This is a genomic window from Vibrio artabrorum (assembly GCF_024347295.1).
GTDB classification, from domain to species: domain Bacteria; phylum Pseudomonadota; class Gammaproteobacteria; order Enterobacterales; family Vibrionaceae; genus Vibrio; species Vibrio artabrorum.
Window position 1 is genome coordinate 1,021,241 of the sequence record NZ_AP025459.1, and the last position, 19,503, is coordinate 1,040,743.

Annotated in this window: 17 protein-coding genes; 10 read left to right on the forward strand and 7 right to left on the reverse strand. The window is 43.3% G+C overall.

All coding sequences use genetic code 11. The features are described 5' to 3' along the window. Positions 1 to 6 precede the first annotated feature (6 nt). Complete coding sequence (locus OCU36_RS18565) at positions 7 to 219, reverse strand: DUF1656 domain-containing protein (protein WP_261839979.1); 213 nt, start codon at positions 217 to 219, stop codon at positions 7 to 9. 176 nt (positions 220 to 395) lie between these two features. Between OCU36_RS18565 and OCU36_RS18570 the strand changes: the two genes are divergently transcribed. Continuing rightward, positions 396 to 1,310 carry a LysR family transcriptional regulator gene (locus OCU36_RS18570; RefSeq protein ID WP_261839980.1) on the forward strand — a complete coding sequence of 305 codons (915 nt, stop codon included), beginning with the start codon at positions 396 to 398 and terminating at the stop codon, positions 1,308 to 1,310. Between the two features lie 72 nt (positions 1,311 to 1,382). On the opposite strand, the gene OCU36_RS18575 is transcribed toward OCU36_RS18570, so the two are convergent. Continuing rightward, the gene (locus OCU36_RS18575; protein ID WP_261839981.1) at positions 1,383 to 1,940 is read right to left on the reverse strand and encodes a PhnA domain-containing protein; all 558 of its coding nucleotides are present in this window, start codon (positions 1,938 to 1,940) and stop codon (positions 1,383 to 1,385) included. Positions 1,941 to 2,265: 325 nt separating this feature from the next. Here OCU36_RS18575 and OCU36_RS18580 point away from each other — a divergent pair, with 325 nt between their 5' ends. From OCU36_RS18580 to OCU36_RS18610, 7 genes are all read left to right on the forward strand, one after another. Beyond that, positions 2,266 to 3,348, forward strand: coding sequence for a site-2 protease family protein (locus OCU36_RS18580; RefSeq protein ID WP_261839982.1), 1,083 nt, complete (start codon positions 2,266 to 2,268; stop codon positions 3,346 to 3,348). 268 nt (positions 3,349 to 3,616) lie between these two features. Next, a complete protein-coding gene (locus OCU36_RS18585) occupies positions 3,617 to 4,042 on the forward strand; it encodes a hotdog fold thioesterase (RefSeq protein ID WP_261839983.1) in 426 nt (141 codons plus the stop codon). Positions 4,043 to 4,131: 89 nt separating this feature from the next. After that, positions 4,132 to 4,365: a DUF3389 domain-containing protein gene (locus OCU36_RS18590; RefSeq protein WP_261839984.1), complete on the forward strand. Its 234-nt coding sequence runs from the start codon at positions 4,132 to 4,134 to the stop codon at positions 4,363 to 4,365. A gap of 91 nt (positions 4,366 to 4,456) precedes the next feature. Beyond that, positions 4,457 to 6,154 (forward strand): SgrR family transcriptional regulator, encoded by a 1,698-nt coding sequence (locus OCU36_RS18595; protein WP_261839985.1) that lies wholly within the window; start codon positions 4,457 to 4,459, stop codon positions 6,152 to 6,154. A gap of 30 nt (positions 6,155 to 6,184) precedes the next feature. Beyond that, on the forward strand, positions 6,185 to 7,093 hold the full coding sequence (locus OCU36_RS18600) for a DMT family transporter (RefSeq protein ID WP_261839986.1): 909 nt from the start codon (positions 6,185 to 6,187) through the stop codon (positions 7,091 to 7,093). A 21-nt stretch (positions 7,094 to 7,114) separates the two neighbouring features. Then, the gene (locus OCU36_RS18605; RefSeq protein ID WP_261839987.1) at positions 7,115 to 7,366 is read left to right on the forward strand and encodes a hypothetical protein; all 252 of its coding nucleotides are present in this window, start codon (positions 7,115 to 7,117) and stop codon (positions 7,364 to 7,366) included. Positions 7,367 to 7,535: 169 nt separating this feature from the next. After that, positions 7,536 to 8,171 carry a DNA-J related domain-containing protein gene (locus tag OCU36_RS18610; protein ID WP_261839988.1) on the forward strand — a complete coding sequence of 212 codons (636 nt, stop codon included), beginning with the start codon at positions 7,536 to 7,538 and terminating at the stop codon, positions 8,169 to 8,171. Between the two features lie 115 nt (positions 8,172 to 8,286). On the opposite strand, the gene mrdA is transcribed toward OCU36_RS18610, so the two are convergent. The 5 genes from mrdA to OCU36_RS18635 form a co-directional block, all read right to left on the reverse strand. Then, positions 8,287 to 10,182 (reverse strand): penicillin-binding protein 2, encoded by a 1,896-nt coding sequence (gene mrdA, locus OCU36_RS18615; RefSeq protein ID WP_261839989.1) that lies wholly within the window; start codon positions 10,180 to 10,182, stop codon positions 8,287 to 8,289. A gap of 312 nt (positions 10,183 to 10,494) precedes the next feature. After that, on the reverse strand, positions 10,495 to 12,150 hold the full coding sequence (locus tag OCU36_RS18620) for an ABC-ATPase domain-containing protein (RefSeq protein WP_261839990.1): 1,656 nt from the start codon (positions 12,148 to 12,150) through the stop codon (positions 10,495 to 10,497). Positions 12,151 to 12,269: 119 nt separating this feature from the next. Beyond that, positions 12,270 to 14,177 carry a sensor domain-containing phosphodiesterase gene (locus tag OCU36_RS18625; protein WP_261839991.1) on the reverse strand — a complete coding sequence of 636 codons (1,908 nt, stop codon included), beginning with the start codon at positions 14,175 to 14,177 and terminating at the stop codon, positions 12,270 to 12,272. 173 nt (positions 14,178 to 14,350) lie between these two features. Continuing rightward, positions 14,351 to 15,550 (reverse strand): enoyl-ACP reductase FabV, encoded by a 1,200-nt coding sequence (fabV, locus tag OCU36_RS18630; protein WP_261839992.1) that lies wholly within the window; start codon positions 15,548 to 15,550, stop codon positions 14,351 to 14,353. A gap of 81 nt (positions 15,551 to 15,631) precedes the next feature. Further along, the gene (locus tag OCU36_RS18635) at positions 15,632 to 16,255 is read right to left on the reverse strand and encodes an arylesterase (RefSeq protein ID WP_261839993.1); all 624 of its coding nucleotides are present in this window, start codon (positions 16,253 to 16,255) and stop codon (positions 15,632 to 15,634) included. On the opposite strand from OCU36_RS18635, the gene OCU36_RS18640 reads away from it, so the two are divergent. Together OCU36_RS18640 and OCU36_RS18645 are read left to right on the forward strand one after the other, a co-directional pair. Further along, entirely contained in the window at positions 16,254 to 16,928 is a 675-nt protein-coding gene (locus tag OCU36_RS18640) for an ABC transporter ATP-binding protein (protein ID WP_261839994.1), read from the forward strand. The two genes, OCU36_RS18635 and OCU36_RS18640, sit on opposite strands and share 2 nt — an antisense overlap. Position 16,929: 1 nt before the next feature. After that, positions 16,930 to 19,368 carry an ABC transporter permease gene (locus OCU36_RS18645; RefSeq protein WP_261839995.1) on the forward strand — a complete coding sequence of 813 codons (2,439 nt, stop codon included), beginning with the start codon at positions 16,930 to 16,932 and terminating at the stop codon, positions 19,366 to 19,368. Positions 19,369 to 19,503: the final 135 nt, after the last annotated feature.

Here is a 19,503-nt window from a genome sequence, read left to right on the forward strand (position 1 = left end):
AATGCCTCAGAAGATGGTGATGAATTGACCGATAACGCCGACGAAAATTACGATCAAGCTTAATTCGGCAATTGCAGGAAAAGCGACATATTTATGTAACCCAAGTTTTGTCACGATTGAGCCAGTCAATATCGTCAATACATAAGCTAACGCGATAACCAATAGCAAAGGAGGGAAGTAGATCTCACCCCACGCAAGCTCATGTGGCATTGTGTTCATGTTCTTTTCTCTGTTGTTTGAATCAGTTAACGATAAATGAGTTTTTACCATTCAGATAATCGCATATAGAGGATCAGATCCATCAAAATACGGTTTTTAGGTATATACTAGGCAAGGATAAAGCGGAGAGGTCGGGCGATTCCGTCATCTATAACTAAGAAAGTAAGCACATCAAAATGAACTTTAGTATTGAACAACTTCTCGCGTTTGTGACCGTCTATGAACAGCGGTCATTTAGCAAGGCGGCGGTAAAGCTCAACAAGCACAGAACGACCGTAGGTCAGGTGATTACAAACTTGGAAGATCATCTTGCGGTGAGTCTTTTTAATAGGGTCGGGCGATCGGTTGAACCGACTGAGGACGGACACCTCCTTTATCACTACGCAAAACAGACGATTGAACAAGCTCGTACTTTTGACAAGGTGGCGTTGAGCCTCTCTTATGGTGGGCTAGAGAAAATTACAATTGCGTATTCGAGTTTCGTTCCACAACGTGTTTTGGTCGATATACGCAAACGACTTAAGCACGACTATCCCATGATGCGAGTGAACTTCCTGGTTAGGAATAAGAACGAAATCAAACAAGGGATACAAAGCGGGGAGTATCACTTTGGACTTGTGAATGCTCATAATAGCCGAGCAATGCACAGTTTTGATTCTACTTTCCTTGGTCACTTTGAGTTCTACCCATTCGGACAGAAAGGGGGAGAACTCTCAAATATGGATAAAGACGAAGTGTTGGTGGCACTAAAGAACTCTAAACAGTTCGTATTGAAGTCTCTGATTGATGAAGGGATGTCTGAAAAGATTATCGTGAGCTCTGACTATGAAGAGATTGATCAGCTTTCGTTAGTGATAAAAATGCTTGAAGAGGGTTTCGGGTGGGCGCTTCTCCCTAAAGCTTTTTTTACCGACTCTGAATTTTCAAAACATTCAATAGAGCCCATTCACTCTGTGCAAATGGTGGAAGGATTCAAATTTGGATTCGCGTTGTGGTGTCCGCATTCGAAACAAGTCAGTGGTATCAAAGGCTCTTTGGTGTCGGTCATTAAAGAGTACCGAGAGCAACTTCTGGATCGTTTTAAGTCGTGAAAATTTGAGATATTAAAAAGGCGCTAATTATTGATTAGCGCCTTTTTAGATTTTGTTCAGCGAAAAGAAGAATTACTTCTTACGGCAGAACTCAGCGATGACGTACATTGATTGACCGCCGTTGGTTTTACCAGAAACAAGCTTAGGATCGTCACCAACACTGATACCACGGATAACAGTACCTTGCTTAATCACTTGGTTAGTCCCTTTGACTGGCAAGTCTTTGATTACTGTTACGTCGTCACCTTTTTTAAGCTCTACGCCATTCACGTCAAGAGGCTTGTCATCAGCAGACATGCCGATTTGTGCCCAAACTGATGTTTCTTCTTCAAGGTACATCATGTCTAGTGCGTCTTGAGCCCAGCTTTCAGAGTTCAGACGAGTAAGTTGACGCCATGCCATTACTTGAACTGGCGCTTCTTGGCTCCACATACTGTCAGTCAGGCAACGCCAGTGGTTGATATCTTTAGGATCATCAATCTCACCAAGACATTTGTCACATACCATGATGCCGTGATCCACTGTTACGTGGCTGTGTGGCGGCACTGCGTATGCAGTAAGAGAAGAATCAGAACCACATAGTTCACATTTAGATTGGCAGCGTTCTAGCATAGTAGCTTCAGAAGACATAATGGACTCACATATATTAGGTATTAAATTACCGGGCTATTATCCACTTTATTAGCAATAAAGAAAGAGGTCGTACGGTATTCTGTCTTGATTAATTTTAGCTGAGATCAACCATTGGTGTTTTAAGTTTTAATAAAAACGATGAGCTAGCGCTGTTACTGTCGTTGATGAGGTAAAAATGGCTGCGGTTAGCCTAGCATTTGGTGTAGATAGACAGTAAGTATTCAACTGATCAATATGTAACAACTTTGTTTATGTTTACCGTTAATCGCTAAATCGGCATAATATCGACTCTTGTTAGAAGTCTTTAATTTGGAATTTTAGTTTGGAATTACTCGCGATAGAGTTTCTTGGGAAACCGCTTCGATTAGAAGGGTCAATGGCAGGGTGGCAACAGTTATATTGGGATAATACTTTGGTGTCTCAGTTAGATGCGACTACTGACCAAGAAGACGTACGAACACATGCATTTACATTACGGTCGGGCGAAGAAACGTTGCAGTGTCACGTTGAATCAACCGTTCAATGGCAACCGTTTGAGATGACGTATAAAGCATCGGTCAATGGCCAAACTATTACCGAAGGCAATCGAAACACTAAAGATATCGAGCAACAAACCCCGGTTGTCGCGCCTAAGCCGGAAAAGCGTTTTAGCTTGATTGGATTGGTGTCGCTTGGTATGAAGGCGCTAAAAAGCGCCAAGCTAATCAAGGTCGTACTTGCTTCTGCCAGTTTAGCGGCCTATTCATGGTTGTTTTCAATTCAGTTTGCTTTGGCCTTAATCGCTTGTTTAATGTTCCATGAGTACGGTCATATCAGAGCGATGAAATACTTTGGCATGAAAACCAAAGGGATCTACTTAATCCCATTCCTTGGTGGTTTGGCGCTGTCCGATGAAAAGATTAATACGCGCTGGCAAGATGTGGTTATCTCAATCATGGGGCCATTGTTCGGCCTGATATTGTCTTTACTCTTTATGGTGTTGTATTGGGTAACTGGCGAAATGTTTTTTGCCGGCCTTGCGGTATTTAACGCTTTATTAAACCTATTCAACCTGCTACCTATTTTGCCTCTTGATGGCGGGCATGTTCTCAAAAGTATCAGTTTCTCGATGAACAGTATGCTTGGTATCGTACTGTGTGTCGCGGCTGCTGTGGCTGGCGTGGTATTGAGTTATCAGTTGAATTTAACTCTATTTGGTTTCTTATTGATCATGGGCAGTGTTGAAATACTCTTCGAATGGAAAGGGCGTCATCACAGTCACTTGTTGCCGTTAGACAAATACGGTCAAGTCGTAGCATTCCTCTGGTACGTGGGTTTAGTGAGCAGCTTGATCGGTGTTATCTGGTATTTTGCATCGACCGGTGATCAGCTATTAAGCCTACCATTACACATTCTGGGGACTTAACCAGTGATACCAATCGAAGTCAATAACGGGTCATCCTAGCTTGTTAAAAACCTCGATAACTTCACTATGCCTCGGTATTGTTGGTATTCCGAGGCGTCTAATGCGACGTCAGTAATGAAGCGAGGCATACTTCATCCATGACGTCATACAATATCCTTTGTGTCTTCGTTTTTTATGCATGTTAACATTAACTTATGTTATCGCTGTTAATAACCATGATCGGTAATAAAGCGACGTGTGACAAAAAGTTAATCATTAAGGAAACCACATGAGTATTTGGAAAAAGCCCGTTGACTTAGATACCTTCAACGCGACCTCAAAAAATACCTTAATTGAACATCTCAACATTGTTTACACCGAGGTCAACGACAACGCTTTGGTTGCAACCATGCCGGTTTGCCATTTTACGCACCAACCACTGGGTATGCTTCATGGCGGCGCATCGGTGGTGTTAGCGGAAACACTGGGTTCACTAGCAGCAAACTTTTGCGTGCCAGATGGCTACTATTGCGTTGGGCTCGATATCAATGCAAATCACGTTCGATCGATGCGTGAAGGGTATGTTATAGGCACTGCTGAGCCGATTCACCTTGGTGTATCTACTCAAGTATGGCAGATAAATATCACAGATGAGCGTCAACGCTTGGTTTGTACTAGCCGCTTAACCATTGCCGTGAAGAAGCACAAACGCTAACTCGACACATAGGTTGGGAACAGTATTCGACCCTAACCTTAAGCTTATTAACGCCATCTATAAACGGTGCATTTTAGTTAGAGAAACCCATGGTCATAACCTTTAAAAGCGGAAAAGTGATTGCGACAGCGCATGAGTTGGTTGTTCGTCTGGATGGTGAGCATAGAGTGACACTGCACGCACAGGTTGACGCGATTCAACTGATCGGAAAAGGGGCAAACGTTATTTCTGCCAACGGGTCTGAGTGTAAATGGTCGATAAAATTAGACAACGAGCAACAGCTCCGCGATATCGCCAATGAAATCGGCTGTGATGTGATGTAATGATGGGCAATAAATGCGTTTATTTCGATTGATTTTGGCTCATAAAATAGGGAAACTGAATTTAATATCCTTTGAATAAGTTTTCCTCTTTATGAGTAGCCCAAGACTTCGTGTTCAATTTGAAACCCTATTTGAATACTTTGACGGTAAAGATGCTGATGTTCAGCTCGACGACATAACGGACGTTCTCTGTTGTACCCGTCGTAATGCCCGTATGGTACTGAACAAGCTTGAAGAAGAAGGGTGGGTAGAATGGTTACCTGCGGCTGGCCGAGGGAAGTTATCTCAACTGATCTTTAAACAGAATCGTTGTGATGTTAGTGAAAACTTGGCACGTCGCTACTTGCAAGAAGGAAAAATCGGACAAGCTCTCTCAGTACTCGACCATAACGCTGCCAAGCTGACTCAAGTGATTCAAAATTACTTAGGAGTGCAATATCAAGAAGGTGAACAAGTTATTCGTTTGCCTTACTATCGACCGCTCTCCATGCTTAACCCCACTAAATCAATGCGCCGTTCTGAACAGCACATCGCTTGTCAGGTATTCAGTGGTTTAACTCGCCTAGACGAAAACGACGAGCTACAACCCGATCTTGCTCATTCATGGCAAAAAATCAGTGATCATCAATGGCGATTTTTCCTGCGTCCGGGGGTTCGTTTTCACAATGGGGAGCCTCTACTAACGAGTCATGTGGTGGATACACTTCTTGCACTCGAACCGCTCAATATGTTCTCTCATATTAAAGATGTCTCCTCACCGGCAAACTGCGTTGTCGATGTCTTCTTAACTCGCCCTGATAAATATTTTCCCCTTGCCTTAACGGAATCGATCGCTAAAGTCACTTTACCGATGACTTTACGCGGTGAAGACTATGATATTCGACCGATTGGTACCGGTCCGTATCGCATTGATAAGAACGACGAGAAGCAACTCGTGCTAACCGCTTTCAATGGTTACTTTGGTTTCAGACCATTGATTGATCGCGTAGAGGTTTGGGTGGTCGATGAAGCTTATTCTTCAATGGTTTATCCAAGCCTTTCTAAACCGGTAATGGCTGATCGAGGAGACAGCGATGAGGTCGAACTCGATCCGGGCTGTACCTATTTATTGCTGAATAGAAAGCAGGGTATTGCACAAGATCCACAGTGGGCGGAGTTCTTATCCAACGCTTTGAATGCAGCTGATTTGTTTGTGCATATCCCGAAAGAAACGGTTATTGATTTGGGTGTGCTACATGCTTATGGAATTAAACCTGGTTGGTATGACATCAAACTCAAGACACCGGTTTGTCCTTGTCCACCCGCCAATGGGAAACCGAGTATAAAATTGGCATATCAATGCCAGCACACAATGTTCCCAACACTGGCTAAGGCCATCGTTACGGTGTTGAAGCAATACAATGTTGATGTTGAGCTTTTGGGTTACGAAATCGTTCCGCCACACCCCGATAATGTTGATATTTGGATTAACCCAATGGGTATCGCGAACAATAGAGATGATGCGTTGGCGGGGTGGTTGATGGATTACAGTTTTTTAGATGAATCTAGCCCAGCAGAAGACTTCGAACAATGGTGCCACATGATTGATCGTTGGCGATCGGGTGAATTTGAGCAATTCCCGGCAAGGCAGTTAGGTAAGCAACTTGTGCAAAGCAATCAACTGATTCCGATGTTTCATTGTTGGTTAGGTGTAAACAAAGATCAGTGCGGTACATTACAAAACGCTAAATGTAATGCGTTAGGTTGGTTCGATTTTAGCCAAGTTTGGGTAAAGCCTGACGTTGACTAAAACGTGAATAAACGCTATCAAGGCAATACAATGCAAACTGTGATTCTCACATTGATTACGCTGGTGGCATTTGCGGCAAATTCAGTCTTGTGCCGTTGGGCTTTAATGGATCAAGCGATTGATCCTTTGAGTTTTTCGATCGTGCGCATCTTGTCTGGTGCGCTTACACTTCTGATTTTATGCACTTTATCTTGCCAATCTAAGTCTAAACAAAAGTTAGCAAACAACAACACATCGGTATATACAAAGCTGAAGTTACAGTTTCAATTCACATCAATATTATCACTGCTCGTGTATATGTTTAGTTTCTCATTTGCTTACTTAGAGCTTGGCGCAGGTCTTGGTGCTCTGGTGTTGTTTGTCGCCGTTCAATTTACGATGATCGCCGCGCACTGGTTCTCTGGAAACAGAATGTCATTACTTGAGTGGGCCGGGTGTTTGTTATCTGTGGCAGGGCTTGTTTACTTGTTAATGCCAACGGAATCGACACAGACTCCAGACTCAGTTTCTATCATCTTGATGTCTCTGGCCGGAGTTGGGTGGGGCATTTACACATTGGCAGGAAAGAAATCTTTAAACGCACTGCAATCGACGACCGCTAACTTCGGATTTAGCTCGCTCATTATCTTTGTCGGTTTAAGCCTTCTGGTTCTAATACCAAATGCAATGCCTCAAGTCTCTATCAGTGAGCAAGGTTTGATTTACGCGGTTATCTCGGGCTCGGTGGCTTCGGGTGTAGGGTATAGCTTGTGGTATCACGTGGTGAAAAAACTGAATACCGTGGTTGCATCCATTGCGCAGCTGTCCGTGCCTGTCATCGCGACACTCGGCGGTGTTTTGATACTCTCTGAACCTGTCACAATGCAATTTATAATTTCTTCTACCGTTATTTTGCTTGGGATCAGCTTGGTTCTTGTTGCCCCTAAACGTAAGAAATAAAGAGTACAATCATTAACGTCTATGGCTAAACCAAACAAGAAACAACCGACCAAGACGGTTCAGATTTTCTGTGCCAAATGCAAAACGCAACTTTTTAAGTATCGGAAAGGTGGCAAAGGCGCACTCGTGAAGTGCTTTAAGGAACGCATCGTTGAAGATTTCACGACCGAGTCGTGTATGTGCCCTCAATGTGGGATTGAATTTGCGCGAGACACCTTGGTTCGAGGTACACCAGCTTACAAGTTTATTGGCGGTAAGGTAACGATGAAATAATCCAACCACAGCTCCTATTGACTATGACATTAGAGCGGGCTCGTTGTTTTACTTTGTGAGCCGAGGTCAAGGCAAGGAGTAGTATGTGATGATTTGTGACTCGACAAATACATATAAATCATCTTGAATAGAAGTTCATTAATGCATCTGGTAATGAGTTCACTTAACTATGGTAGATAAGCCCAATACAGCAAGCCATCAAGATAGCAGCATAATCAACCAATCTTATATGGAAAACCCTTTGCTTTGGCCGATTATGGAAGTGCTGAAACATCAGTCGGGCGGTTGGAAAGTTCATACGCTGGCGACGCACCTCAATGATCTTGGTTTAATGCCTGCACTCGATCCTACGCCAGAAAAAGAGCTGTTTAAGAAAAACTTTTTGATCATGAATGCACTCTACCAGTTGCAAGAGGCCTTGTATCCAGACAGTTGGTTGCAGGTTCAAGCCATGGACATTGTATTGATGAGTGGACGTTATCATGGCAACACTCATACCATTGATCTCAACGACCCACTGCGTGATTACTACATCAACTGGATCAACTATGAAGCGGATGAGGGTGAAGTAAAAAGGTTGTTGAATGAGTTTTGGACTCGTTACAAGAGGTTTGTCGGTGGCAGTGAAACCGATATGGACAGAAGCCATGCACTCCGTTTGTTTGAATTGCCATTGGATGCAACTCATCAAGACATACGAAAGCGCTGGAGACGTCTTGCACTACGCTGGCATCCAGATAGGGATGAGGGCAATACGGCTAAGTTTCAGACATTATGTGAAGCATGGCATGTCTTGAGGCGCTAGGTGGTTGCACTTTAATTATGACGACTTTAATTGCACTGAACATACATAAAAATCCCCGTATAAAGGGGATTTTTAGTCAATAGAATCCATCCGTTAAGCGTTAGCTTACACGCAATCAATGTTCTTGAGGTTTGTCTTTCTGATGTTTAAAGGCGTAATCCAGTACTTTGCGAATATATGGAGCGCCGATCTTTGAGCCACCGTTACCATGTTCAATGACCACTGTTGCGACGTATTGAGGATGTTTATACGGTGCAAACGCGGTGTAAAGCGCATGATCGAGTAAGTGCTTTGCGAGTGTTTTCGAGTTGTATATCTGATTTTTAGCCAAATCAAACACTTGCGCGGTTCCTGATTTTCCACCACTTACATAGTCAGCCCCTTTAAAGGCTCTTCTACCGCTGCCTCGACTGCCATTATTCACCAGTCTCATTGCATTGATTGGAATATCCCAAATTGCGTCTGGTACTTCTTCAATCGATTTCATCGGCTTTGGTACAACAAGGGTTTGAGTATCAAAGGGTTCTCCATGATCCAAGGTCGCTCTTAGAATATGGGGAGGCATTACTTTACCGTGATTGATCAAAATAGAGGTAGCTTTGGCCAATTGAAGAGGTGTCGACGTCCAATAACCTTGACCAATACCGATTGGAACGGTATCACCTTGGTACCAAGGTGTGTGGTAGCGCATCATTTTCCATTCACGGGTTGGCATGTTGGCATTGCTCTCTTCATAGATGTCAATCCCTGTCGGCTTACCAAAGCCAAAGCGATTCATCCAAGTCGAAATACGATCGATACCCAAATCAAACGCAGTTTGATAGAAGAATGAATCAACGGACTCTTCAATCGCTCTCGTTACATTGACCGGTCCGTGCCCCCAACGTTTCCAATCTCGCCATGCTTTAGAATTGGATTTAGAGCCTGGTATTCGCCAAACACCATGATCGTTACGGATGGTATTTGGCGAAATAACATGCTCTTGTAACCCCGCAACAGCCATAAATGGTTTTACGGTCGAGGCGGGTGGATAGACACCTAAAGTTGTTCTATTGATTAACGGATGAGCTGGGTCATTCAATAAAGCTTGATATTCCTTAGTCGAAATACCATCAACAAATAGATTTGGGTCATAGCTAGGGCTGGATGCCATCGCCAATACGCTATTGTCTTTAGGATCCAAAATCACGGCGCTGCCTGGGCGATTCTTAAGTTGTTCGAATACGTATTTTTGTAACTTAATGTCTATATTAAGAACAATATCTTTCCCTGCTATTGGTGGCACATACTCGATGGTTCTTACGACACGGCCACGGCTATTAACTTCTACTTCTTGATAGCCTTTTTGTCCATGTAGCAAATCTTCGTAGTACCTTTCTATGCCCAACTTACCAATGGTGGTAGTCGCTTGATAATTCGCATCTTTACCTTGCTCTTGCAGTTTTCTTAAGTCACTGTCATTGATATGTGCAACATAGCCCAACATATGAGTGAGCACCTCACCGTTAGGGTAAAAACGTCTTAGACTTGTATTAATCGACAAGCCAGGAAATTGATATTGGTGGGCCGAAAACTTAGCGATATTTTCTTCAGTGAGATTGTCTAATATGGTGACAGGCTTAAATCGGCGCGTATTGTGATAGCGCTTATTGAAACTGGCAATTTGTTCATCGTTGAGTGGAATATAGTTGTTGAGTTTTTCGAGCATATCCTCAACATTATCAATTTTCTCTGGAATCATGCTCAAATCATAAACGAGCCTGTTTTCAGCTAATAAAACGCCATTTCGGTCATAGATCAAACCACGCGTAGGAGCGATAGGGAGCACTTTAATTCTGTTACCATTCGCTCGCGTTTGATAACTTTTGAACTCTTCTACTTGGAGTCGGTATAGGTTGCCAATTAAAACGAGTGTGAAGACTAATATCCCAGCAAATGCGACGATTACTCGGTTTCTAAATAGTTTGACTTCGCTATTATGATCACGCATTTTTACGCGTTTGTGGTTCATTAAAGCCTCAGGTTTTTACGTTTAGTTACATTTGTAGAATCAGAACTTTATCCGAATATCACTATAGTTTTGTAAAAGCTATGTCATGATTTGTAAGATTATCCAAGATAACAGGGATAAATAAGTGTGTTGTTGATCATATGACGTATTTATGATGAGTTAGCGTTAGAATCTTTGCTTTGGTATCGTCTTTTTGATTTTTTTGTTGAGCTTACGCACCAATAAAAATTCAAGAAGGGAGCAATACAAAAGTGGCTCTCATTCATGAAAGCCACAGGTAATGATAATCATTGACGCAGTTGTAGATTATACCTAGTGTGAAGGTTTAAACTGAGATTTACGCATACGATTCAGAGCCGCCATAATATCCAATGTTCTTGGTTTTGCTAAGTCGCCATACTTAGGCATGTTTGCGTACCATTCATCACTTAAAATTGCGTTAAACTCTTTTGCTGGATTGTCTGACCAACCGGGTTGTTGAGCGAACTGGAACCAAGCCCACCCAATCGCATTAACCTCTGAAGTGGACTCTAATTGCTCAAGCGCAGAGAGATCCGCGAACTCTTTACCAAATCTGAGTGACTCTTTGCCTTTAGCGTTTACGCGGAACTTACCATCGGTAAGAATCTTCATTAGGGAAGCACGGTTCAATGGTCGCGGAACAAACATCTCTAAAGCCGTTTCGCATTCATTATTACGCTGAGTTGGATGCTGAGCAATCACGGCTTGTGCTTTTTCTGTCACATCGACGGCTTGGTAGTCGTGCATTTGTATAACGGTATTTGCTACGTCTAGGTAATCACCGGATCCTCCCATAACGACGACGGTAGATACGTTCATTTCGTCGCGCAGTTGGCCAATACGGTCAACAAGAGGGGTGATAGGCTCATCACCTTTAGAGACAAGAGCCTGCATGCGCTCGTCACGAATCATAAAGTTAGTCGCTGACGTATCTTCATCGATAAGTAGAGTTTGAACTCCGGCTTCAATCGATTCTTGCAACCAAGCGGCTTGTGACGTAGAACCAGAAGCGTCTTGAGTGCTGAAATCAGACGTGTCTTTCTGCATCGGTAAATGGTTGATGTAGTTTGACAGATTTAAGTTATGCACACATCGACCATCTTCCGCACGAATTTTCATCGTATCCATTGCCGTTACGATACCTTCACGTCCATCACCAGGGATGTGGTTATAGATAGAACGTTCAATAGCGTTCAAAAGTGTCGATTTACCATGAAAACCACCGCCAACGATCAGCGTAATGCCTTTTGGAATGCCTAGACCGGTCACGTCACCTTGGTTTGGAGTAGTTAAAGTAACACTCAACGAGTCTGGCGCTGCGAAAGGTACCGCGTCTTTCATCGGAAGGTCACAGTTGCCGGCAATACGTGGCAAGATACTCCCGTTCGCTATGAATGCCGCTAGGTTATGTTCATTTAATTGAGCGCGCAGCGCTTCTTGGTCTTCAATGGTTTCACAATGCTTGATCATCGCATCGATGTTGAGTTCACGCTCCAGCGTCGCACGACGAATAAACTTAGGCAAATAGAAGGTAATAATGTTGATGGCTTTCTTTGCAAGGATACTGCGACCATCTGCCGGCAGGTTAATACGAAAACGAATTTCGATACCGTGCTCTGTGAAAACAACGGCAGTGTGGTCTAATACCGTTTGACCCGTCAAGGCGATAGACACGGTCGATTCTTGTTTCGCGAACTCAGAGAAGCTACGTGCGATAAAGTCACGAGCGGCGACTTGGTATTCGTAAGATTTTTCTTTCAGCCAATCTAACCCGGTCAAAGACCACGCGCGCGTTGCACGAAAACGAGAAGCTGACGCGTAAGGGTCACCTTGGATGTGGTCGATGTGTAATTCAAAATCAGCAAAGTCGTATTGACCTTTAATTTGTTGATATGCACGGTAGTTTTGTTTTTCGAGCTTTTTAAGCTTTGCAGTCAACTGATCCATAACGAGGAATGCCTATATAAGGGGAAAGATAAAACAGAAAGGCGGCGATTATAAAAATCACCACCTATAGAGTAAAGAGAAACTCGGCCTAAATCCAAAACTAACTGATCTTTTTCGTTTTAAGCGTAACGGGTCGTCCCTAAATAGTTTTGATTGATTAAGCTGTGTTCAAATTCTTGGCTCGACATCGGTTTACCGTAAAAGAAGCCTTGCCCGATATCACAACCTTCATTGAGAATAAATTTCTCTTGAGCTTCGGACTCTATGCCTTCCATTGCGACTTTTAAGTCGAGCTTTTTAGCAATTTGAACGATGGACCTGACAATTTCAGAGTCTTCATTGGAGAGTAGCATTTGGTCAATAAAGCTCTTATCAATTTTTATGATATCGAAAGGGAATTTTTTCAGATAGCTAAAAGAGGCGTAACCTGTACCAAAGTCATCCAGTGACAGCGTCACGCCAATGTCGTGCAGCGATTCGAGTGTGTTCTTTGCCACCACTTCATCGGCAATCAATCCACTCTCGGTGACTTCAAGCTCTAAGAAATGAGGATCAAGGTGATAAGTGTCTAATAGATGGGTGACTTGCTCAGCGAAGTGCGCATTCTTAAGTTGTACCGCTGACACATTGACGGCCATTTTGAAGTTTTTGACGTGTTCTGACCACTCTTTGGCTTTTTCAATCGCATTACGTAGAACAAAACTCCCTACTTCAAAAATGAGACCATTTTGCTCGGCCATGTGTATCAGGGTTTCGTTAGAGATATCCCCTAAAATAGGGTGACGCCAACGTAGTAGAGCTTCAGCACCGACCCAACGATGAGTTAAAGGACACACTTTGGGTTGGAAATTGAGCATAAGATCATCGTTACGAACGGCGTGCAACAAATAGCTCTCAATCTTATTGATATGACTCTGCATTTCAGTATGAGATTTAGAATAGTAAGCGAATTTTTGTCCAGAGTCTTTACAGGCAAGCATCGCTTCAGAGGATTTTTTCATCACAATTTCCGCATCATCTTCCTGTTCAGCAATCGCAATCCCAATAAAGGCATGTAAATGAATTTTGTCATCATCGACCGTGAATTCGGAATGGCCTACAGTGACCAAAGTCTGACAGAGTTGTTCGAGGCGTTGCCGTAAATCTTTTACATTGAACGCAAGTACCAGATCGATCGAAGTAGGGCGTCCAGTGAATACTTCAAGATCAGCAATGCTGTTGATCCGTCGTCGATATTCGATCAGCACTTGGTCTAAAGCGTTATAACCATAACGAGCTTGTATGCGCCTACCGTTCGTGAATCCGATATGAATGACCGCACATGAACATCCCGTCAGTTTTGCTTTAGATAATAACTTTTGATTTAAGACACACTCAAATGCACTGCGGTTCAAAAAACCGGTACCTTGATCGTAATTCTTTTGGAAATTAATCTTTTTTTCCGCGGAACGGCGTTTATCGATCTCTTGGTTTAATGAATAATTGAGACTTGCGAGATCCTTGGTTCGAGTATGAACTCGATGGATTAATTCGCGATTCACCTGAGTCAACTTCGCGTGTTGGAACAGAGTTGTCAGCTGAGACTCTATGGAAGTACGGAAACTTTGTAATAATTTGATGTAAGTCGGTGTGTAGTGGTTTTCTTTTGAATCTAAAATGCATATGGTGCCAAAGATCTCACCGTTTGGCCAAAGTAAGGGAATACCACAATACGAGACTAAACCTAGCTTTATATCTGGGTTATTTTGCCATTTAGGGTCAGCCAAAGCGTTAGGAACCATGAGTTGTTGTTGAGACTCCATCACGCTTTCACAGTAAAGCCCGCTGCCTAATGTTTCAGAATTACCTTTGTTGTAAGGGTTTTCCTTATTGTGGCTCGTCGAGAAAACTTCAATATAATTAGTATGAACGCGCATAATCAGTGCCGATGGCACTTGAACAATCTGAGCTAACAGGTCCACAATATTTTGCCAACCGCACTCCATATCTTTTGGGATATCTAAATCTAGAGTTTTAATTTTCTTCATATGACTCCGAGTCGACTATGCTAAAAGCATCTACACATCCTGTGCTTATCTGGGTGAACAAAAATGAGAATCTTTGTATAGGAAGTATAAGAAAGGTTGTTAGAAAAAACCTCCGCAATTATGCGGAGGCTTTTAAAAATGAATCGAGGTCTCAGTTATGAGAGCCGTTTCGATTAGGGGATCAACTTTACAAATTCTTGGGGGTTAAGCTGCTCATTATAATCTACCAATGGTTGAGCAAACCCGTTTAGCTGTAAAAACTCTTCTTTAAATCCTTTATAATCGCCGATTGATTGGAAGTTGTTTTCATTCATGGCTTCCAGTAGTTTACTCACATGAGCTTGTGTTTCTGGATCGAGTTCCCACTCATCGATTCGTATCAGTCGTTCGCCATCAAGCGGCACCTTTTCTTGGCCATATAATTTGCTGCTGAACAGACGCTGCATTTGCTGAATGCAGCCTTCGTGCGTCTCTTTCTCTTTCATCACTTTATATAACGCAAGCAGATAAGGACTTAAACCTGGAATGAATACGCTCGCTTTAGTGACCAGCGCCTTACACACAGTGGCATAAGCATTACCGCCGAAGTTTGCGAGTTTAAGGTTCAATGCGTGGCTTGTTTGATGAAGATCGATCTTAGCGCGCCCTAAAGTACCATCGAGATAGATAGGGTGTGTCACTTCTGGACCCACATAAGAAAACGCGATTGTCTTACATCCCGGAGCAATAGATTCAGCGTTGATGAGCTCATCTATCCATTGTTCCCAATCTTCGCCACCCATCACCTTAAGTGTGCTTTCGGCTTCTTCTTCCGTCGCGGAATCAAGGGTATTGGTCACCCAGTTGTCGTGTTCCAGAGAAATGGTGGCGCCAGTAACGCTTTCACCGATCGGTTTGATCGCAGACCGCCAGAATTCTTCAGAGTTTGGCTTAGGCCTTACTCCTGCGGCTAAGCTATAAATCACCAGGTCGACTTCACCTTCAAAGTAGGTTTCTATGGCTTCAATTACCTGCTCTCGAGTCTCGGTAGAAAAGGCATCGCCAACAATGTTAATCGCGGTACGTTGTTCAAGTTCGGCTTGTTTTTTGAAGTAGATATTGTTGTACCAACCAGCACTGCCTAATGATTTTTCATTAGGCCCACGCTCAAATGAGACACCGATCGTGTCAGCTTTGGCGCCGCCAAAGGTAAGCGCAATACGAGCGGCAAGGCCAAAGCCTGAGGAAGCGCCGATAATCAGTACTCGTTTAGGGCCATCTTTGATTTGCGGCGCGCTCTTAACAAACTTGATTTGTTGCTTTACAGCTTCTTGACAGCCAAGAGGGTGAGCACTTTTGGCAACCACACCCTTTATAATTGGTTCGATCAGCATAAATAACCTTACAGTTAACAGTGATATGCATCCAGTTTAACGTAAAGCTGTGTAAACTTTATTGAGCTAGACCATTAAAACCTAAAGATACTGATATAATTCTTTGGCGACAAATTCAGCGATCCAAGGTTGAGCCTCTGGTTTTGGATGCAGCCCATCGTTCATCATCCATTCGGGTTTTAGAATGATATGCTCTAGAAAAAAAGGCAAAAGCGGTATGTTTTTATGATCAGAAAGAGACGTATAAACGTATTCAAATTGCTGGTTATAACGCTTACCGTAATTCGGCGGAATTTTAATTTGCATCATAATCGGTTTGGCACCGGCAGAGACGACCTGATCAATGATTTTTTCCAAATTTGCTGACATTAGTTTGGGTGGAAAACCACGAAGCCCATCATTAGCTCCAAGTTCAATCAGTACGATGTCGGGCGTATGTGATTCAAGGAGCTGCGGTAAACGTGCTAATCCATTACCCGTTGTATCACCAGAAATGCTCCCGTTAACGACCGTGACCGCTTTGTCATAGTTCGCTAACACGTCCGGTAATAAACTTGGCCAACTTTGCTTGATATCCATGTTGTAACCCGCACTCAAGCTATCGCCAAGTACCAGCAGCGTGGCGCTTTTCTCTAACGCAGAGCTTTGAGCCAAAGAAGCCGTTGAAAATAAAAAAATAAATAAAAAGGAAATGAGTCGAGTCATGCATACATCCATCATAAAAGCTGAAGCTGTTTCCAAGACAGTGTCTACTAATCAAGAACATTTAACAATATTAGAACACGTCAATATTGATATCCGTGAAGGTGAAAGCGTGGCAATTGTCGGGACCTCCGGTGCCGGAAAATCGACTCTAATGACGTTACTTGCTGGCCTTGATGTTCCTACGACGGGCGAAATCAGTTTATTGGGACAGCCTTTGTCACAGCTTGATGATGAAGCAAGAGCTAACATTCGCAGCGAATCTGTCGGTTTTGTTTTCCAAAGTTTTCTGTTGATTCCAAGCCTTTCTGCACTGCAAAATGTCACGTTACCATGTTTGTTGAAAGGTGAGGATGAAGATATTGAGCGCGCAACGGCTTTATTAGAGTCTGTTGGTTTACAAGATAGGCTCGGGCATTTGCCATCACAGCTTTCTGGTGGTGAGCAGCAAAGGGTCGCCTTAGCCCGTGCTTTCATGATCAAGCCAAAAGTGTTGTTTGCTGATGAACCAACCGGCAACCTCGACCAACAAACGGCAGCAACCATCGTTGAACTGCTGTTTGAACTGAATTCATTGCATGGCACGACGCTTGTTCTGGTGACACACGATCCTAAACTCGCACAGCGTTGTCAACGCACGTTGAAAATGCATGTGGGTCATATCGAGGAAGTTTAAATTGAACTCATCTAAGGGACTCAACAAACGCTTGCTGTCATGGAGCGTCGAAGAAATTCGTCATGGGCAACTATGGCCAGTATCAATGGCTTTAACGTTGATTATTGCTTGCGTGTTCGCGTTGTCAGCGCTGGCCGAGCGTATGGAGCAGGTGATTGTTAAGCAGGGAAAGGACGCGTTAACGGCCGATAGCGTGTTTGTCTCTGCCAACCCCATTCCTCAAGCATTACTGGATCTTACTCGTGTTGAACAGTTAGACAGCGCTCAATTAACTCGCTTTTCAACCATGGCATTCAGTGATAGTTCGATGCAGCTAGTTACTGTTAAAGCGTTAGAAAGCAATTATCCACTGCGCGGCGAGATGATATTGGAAGGGGCGGGTAAAGTTATTCGCCACCATGTTGAGCCGGGTGAACTTTGGCTCGATGAACGTATATTTGCTCAGTTGGATGTTGAAATAGGTGACACTGTCACTATAGGCGATGCCAATTTAACGATAACAGGGCGTATCGTGCAAGAGCCTGGTTTGAGTTTTAATCCTTTCCAACAGATGCCTGCCGTGTTGATTCACAAACACGATGTCGCAGCCACTGGCGCGATTCAACCGGGCAGTCGTGTGAGTTATAGGCTGTTTTTGAACGGTGATGAAACACAATTAAAAGCAGCCCAAAACAGTATTGAACTCACTCCGAGCGATCGCTGGCGCACGAAAGATTCAGCCAGTCGCACCAACGATATGTTTGAACGTACCAAACAATATTTATCACTCACGGTGGCTATCGTGGTCATCATGGCTGCAACGACTTTGGTGTTAACTTGCCAACATTACGTGGCAAGCCGTCGAAAAACCATCGCCATGTTAAAAAGCCTCGGGGCGAATAAACCTTGGATCATCAAATGGTTATCGATACAGGTATCGTTATTGGTGCTTATCGGTGCAGCCTTAGGGATCACGATAGGGATAGGTTTAGAATTTTTACTGCGTATACCTTTAGGAGAGTTATTACCGTCACCACTTCCTAGCTATGGCATTGAACCCGCGATGTTAGCCATTGTGTCGAGCATTTTAATTGGGGTTCCTGCACTGGGTATTCCGTTGCTCGGGTTAGTCAACACCTCTGCAATTAGTGTCATCCAATCGAGTCATCGATCAAATGAAAGCGATAAGAAATATCTCCTGTTACTCGTGCCAATGATTCCGATGATACTGATGTACGGCGATAACATGCTGGTGTGGATAGTCTTAGTAGGTATCGTGAGTTTGTTCTTAGTTCTTGCGATAGTCAGTACCGTTGTCTTGCGTCTTTTAGGCAAACTGCCAACGTCAACATCAATGCGTTTAGCGTTAAGCCGAATCAACCGTACACCATTAGCAACGGGCATCCAATTTGGTTGTTTGGCGTTATCTTTAATGTTGTTATCGATCATTTGGTTAGTAAGAAGTGATTTATTGTCAGATTGGCAACAAACCCTTCCTGAGAACGCGCCGAATGCCTTTGCTCTCAACATTGCGAGCTATGAGAAAGACAGCTACATTATGGCCCTTGATGCGAATGACGTCGAACGCACTCAGGCGTTTCCAATTATTCGAGGAAGACTGACCACCATCAATGGGGTCGAGGCGTCCGAATACAGTGATACCGCAAATGAAACGGATGCGCTTCGACGTGAAATTAACTTCACGTGGGGCGATTCAATACCTGAGTATAATGAAGTATTAAAAGGGCGTTGGACAAGAGAGCAGGGCGTCTCGGTTGAATCTGATGTCGCAGAACAGCTTGGGTTGAAAATAGGTGACGAACTCTCGTTTACGATTAATAGCCAAAGTGTTTCTGCAAACGTCAACAGCATCCGAAAGGTAGAGTGGCGTGAAATGAAACCTAACTTTTATTTCATTTTTACACCGGATGTTTTGAGATCGATTCCTTCTACTTGGTTGGTGAGCTTCAGGCTCGAAGACCAACACAGTCAAATGCTAAACGAACTCTCCCGAAATCATCCAACCGTAAGTTTGATGGATATTCGTAAGATGGGCAGCAAGATTCAAGAGTTACTCAAGCAAATTGTTTGGTCAATCACGGTGTTGGCTGCATTAGGTGTTGTCGCTGGACTCTTGCTCATTTTTACTCTGCTGAGGTTGAGTTTATCTCAAAGACAGCAAGAGATACGCTTATACCGCACATTAGGAGCAAGCAAGAAACGTATCCTAAACACCATTTGGTGTGAATATGGGTTGATGGCATTCGTTGCTGGCTCCATTGCTTCATTAGCAGCAGAGCTTAGTGTGGCTGGAGTAATGAGTTTCGGTTTTGAATTGGAACCTTCACTTCACCCTATGCTATGGATTGCTTTACCCGTTGTTACCTTTATAACACTTGCAGGTGTAGTAAGCAGTTTAATTCAGCGTCTATTGGCACCCGTCAGCAAGGATTTGAGTTGATTTTTTGATGAGTCAGAAACGGTGTTAAACGAAATAATTGGTACTGAGTTATGTGCCAATTATTTCGTTCTCACTCTAGACCGTTTTTTATTGGCTTAATTCAATGCAAAAGTGATAGATTTGCACTTTAAAATC